The organism is Rubrimonas sp. (genome assembly GCF_036788415.1).
In the GTDB taxonomy this organism is placed as follows: Bacteria; Pseudomonadota; Alphaproteobacteria; order Rhodobacterales; family Rhodobacteraceae; genus Rubrimonas.
The window spans coordinates 1-2733 of the sequence record NZ_DAIQNN010000206.1 but is presented as its reverse complement, the minus strand read 5'-3'; the positions used below and the strand labels follow the sequence as shown (position 1 = coordinate 2733).

Genomic DNA, 2733 nt, shown 5'->3' with positions numbered 1-2733 from the left:
CGTTGAAGCCGAACACGCGCCGGTCGCCGCGATAGGGGACGAGCGTCACCTCGCGGGTCTGGCCCGGCTCGAAGCGCACGGCGGTGCCCGCGGCGATGTTCAGCCGCATGCCGCGCGCGGCCGCGCGGTCGAAGGCGAGCGCGGCGTTGGTCTCGGCGAAGTGGAAATGGCTGCCGACCTGGATGGGTCGGTCGCCGGTGTTGGCGACCTCCAGCGTCAGGGTGGGCTGGCCGGCGTTGATCTCGATGTCGCCGGCGGCGCAGAGGAGTTCTCCGGGGATCATCGGGCGGCCTCCGCCTGCCCGCACCCGGCCGGGTTGAACACGCGGACCGTCGAGGCGGGATGGCGCGCCAGCGCCGCCGCAGGCCGGACCGGACGACGGACGAACTCGCCGCCGCAATTGGGGCGGACCCCGCCGAGCGGCCCCGCGACGCAGTCGGCGCAGAAGGTGCACTCGAACGTGCAGATCATCGCCTCGACGCTCGCGGGAGGCAGGTCGCGCCCGCAGCATTCGCAGTTCGGCCTCAACTCGAGCATGGCGCTCTCCTTCTCAGCGGATCGGGTCGTGGACGGTGACGAGCTTGGTGCCGTCGGGGAAGGTCGCCTCGACCTGGATGTCGTGGATCATCTCGGCGACCCCCTCCATCACCTGATCGCGGGTGACGACATGGCCGCCCGCCTCCATCAGATCGGCGACCGAGCGGCCGTCGCGCGCGCCCTCGACGACGAAATCCGAGATCAGCGCGATCGCCTCGGGGTGGTTGAGCTTCACCCCGCGCGCCAGCCGCGCGCGCGCCACCATCGCGGCGACCGAGATGAGCAGCTTGTCCTTTTCGCGTGGGCTGAGCCGCATCGCCTGTGTCCCTCCCCCGAAACTTCGTCGAATCGTCACATCGCCCAGACGCGCGGCGGGGCCTCGCCCCGGAACGCGGTGAGAAATCCGGTCAGCGCGCGGCGCAGGGCGCGCGCGTCGGCGCTCAGGAAGCGCGCGATCAGCACGCCCGGCTTGAGGCTCGCCGCCGCCTCGACAATCTCGCCGCGCCGGGCGTCGCGCGCAAGCGCGCGGGCCTCGTCGAGCCGGTCGGCGGCGTCGGGGGCGACGTGGAGCAGCGTCGCGCTCGCCAGCGCCCCGCCCGCCAGCGCGCGCGCGGCCAGAGCATGGCCGAAATCCGCGATCCGCAGCGCCTCGGCGTGGATCAGCCGACCGTCGCGACGGATGCGCCACTGGTCCGACAGCGCGCCCTGCGTCAGCCGCTCGCCCATGGCGCTGCGCCCGAACACCAGCGCCTCGACGGCGGTCAGCCGCGCGTCGCCCGCCATCTCGACGTCGATGCGGCGCGACAGTCGGCTGCCCTCGAACAGGATCGTCTCCTGCGGGAGCCAGTCGAGCCGGGCGCCGGGCGCGAGCGCCAGCCGCGTCTCCACCTGCGCGTCGGCGCCGGTCGAGCGGTAGATGCGCTCGGCGGCCTGCGTCGAGACGGTCAGCGCCGCGCCGGCGCCGACCTCGGCGCGCCAGCGGAACAGGTCGCCCCCGGTGGCGCCGCCGGCGGTGTTGACGAGCACGGCGAGGGGGACCGGCCCGGCCACGCGCGGCGCCAGCGCCTTGGCCGAACCCTCCTGCGCGAGGTTGCGCAGCCGCGACGCGCCGTCGCGCAGCGCGAATGCGACGTCGACGCGCCCGCGCGCGCGCTGGAGCGCGGGGGCGCATCGCATCGCCGCGCCGCCGTCAGGCATCGCCGAACCGTCGCATCGGGCGCTTCCCCTCCCCGAACCTCGATCATCCGTTAATCACGGCTCGTCGGCGGAATCGAGGGATCGAGGGGCGGGGCCGCCGTTTGCGCTCCGCCTCCGCCTGCGGCCAAGGCGCCGCTGCGGCGTTCTGCCTGCGCCGTGGGCGCCGTGTCGAGCCGTTATGTGTCTCAGTTCACTGACGCTGGCTTGACGCCGGCTTCTCATGATTTTGGGCGTCAGCAGACTTACGGGACCTCGAACAATGAACGACATCGAGAATCTGGGATTGGCGGAGGCCGCGAGACCGGCGAGCATCGCGCTGTTCGTGCTCGGCTCCGCCGCGCTCTACGCCGCCGGCATGGTGGCGATGAAGCTCTGGGGCCAGTTCCCTCCGGCGACGATGGCGACGGCCATCGGCATCTGCATCGCCGGGGCGGTCTGGCTCGAGGTGCTGGCGCTGCGCGAGACGCGGCTGGGCGTCGTCTATGTGGCGATCCTCGCCGCCGAGGCGGTCATGGTCGCCGCCATCGCGCATCTGGGCTTCGACGAGGAGTACTCCACGCGCGAGCTTGTCGGCGGCGCGCTGATCGTGGCGGGGGTCGCGGTCGCGGCCACCTGATCGGCGAAAGCGCGCTTGCCATTCCGCTTGCCATTCGGGGCGCGGCGCCGCATGTCGCGCGCCATGCCCGCCCAGCTCACCTATCCGGCGATCCGCGAGATGTTCCGCCGCCTCCACGCGGCGAACCCCGAGCCGAAGGGGGAGCTGGAGCATGTCAACGCCTACACGCTGCTGGTGGCGGTGGCGCTCTCGGCGCAGGCGACCGACAAGGGCGTGAACCGCGCCACGCGCGCGCTGTTCGCCGAAGTCGATGCGCCGCAGAAGATGCTCGCCCTCGGCGAGGAGTGGCTGATCGCGCATATCCGCACGATCGGCCTCTTCCGCAACAAGGCGAAGAACGTGATGAAGCTCAGCCGCATCCTCGTCGAGGAGCATGGCGGCGA

Annotated in this window: 6 protein-coding genes; 2 read left to right on the top strand and 4 right to left on the bottom strand. The window is 72.4% G+C overall.

All coding sequences use genetic code 11. The annotated features are described in order from the left end of the window. From V7Q31_RS18580 to V7Q31_RS18565, 4 genes are all read right to left on the bottom strand, one after another. On the bottom strand, nt 1-283 hold a 283-nt coding region (locus tag V7Q31_RS18580), incomplete at its 3' end, for an urease subunit beta (RefSeq protein WP_333835327.1). Then, complete coding sequence (locus V7Q31_RS18575) at nt 280-537, bottom strand: DUF1272 domain-containing protein (RefSeq protein ID WP_333835326.1); 258 nt, start codon at nt 535-537, stop codon at nt 280-282. The genes V7Q31_RS18575 and V7Q31_RS18580, both read right to left, overlap by 4 nt. 13 nt (nt 538-550) lie before the next feature. After that, nucleotides 551-853 (bottom strand): urease subunit gamma, encoded by a 303-nt coding sequence (locus V7Q31_RS18570; protein WP_333835325.1) that lies wholly within the window; start codon nt 851-853, stop codon nt 551-553. Between the two features lie 35 nt (nt 854-888). Beyond that, nucleotides 889-1713 carry an urease accessory protein UreD gene (locus V7Q31_RS18565; RefSeq protein WP_333835324.1) on the bottom strand — a complete coding sequence of 275 codons (825 nt, stop codon included), beginning with the start codon at nt 1711-1713 and terminating at the stop codon, nt 889-891. Nucleotides 1714-1993: 280 nt separating this feature from the next. Between V7Q31_RS18565 and V7Q31_RS18560 the strand changes: the two genes are divergently transcribed. Together V7Q31_RS18560 and V7Q31_RS18555 are read left to right on the top strand one after the other, a co-directional pair. Beyond that, complete coding sequence (locus V7Q31_RS18560; RefSeq protein WP_333835323.1) at nt 1994-2350, top strand: hypothetical protein; 357 nt, start codon at nt 1994-1996, stop codon at nt 2348-2350. Between the two features lie 63 nt (nt 2351-2413). After that, nucleotides 2414-2733: endonuclease III domain-containing protein (locus V7Q31_RS18555; protein ID WP_442976756.1), on the top strand; the 320-nt coding region annotated here is incomplete at its 3' end.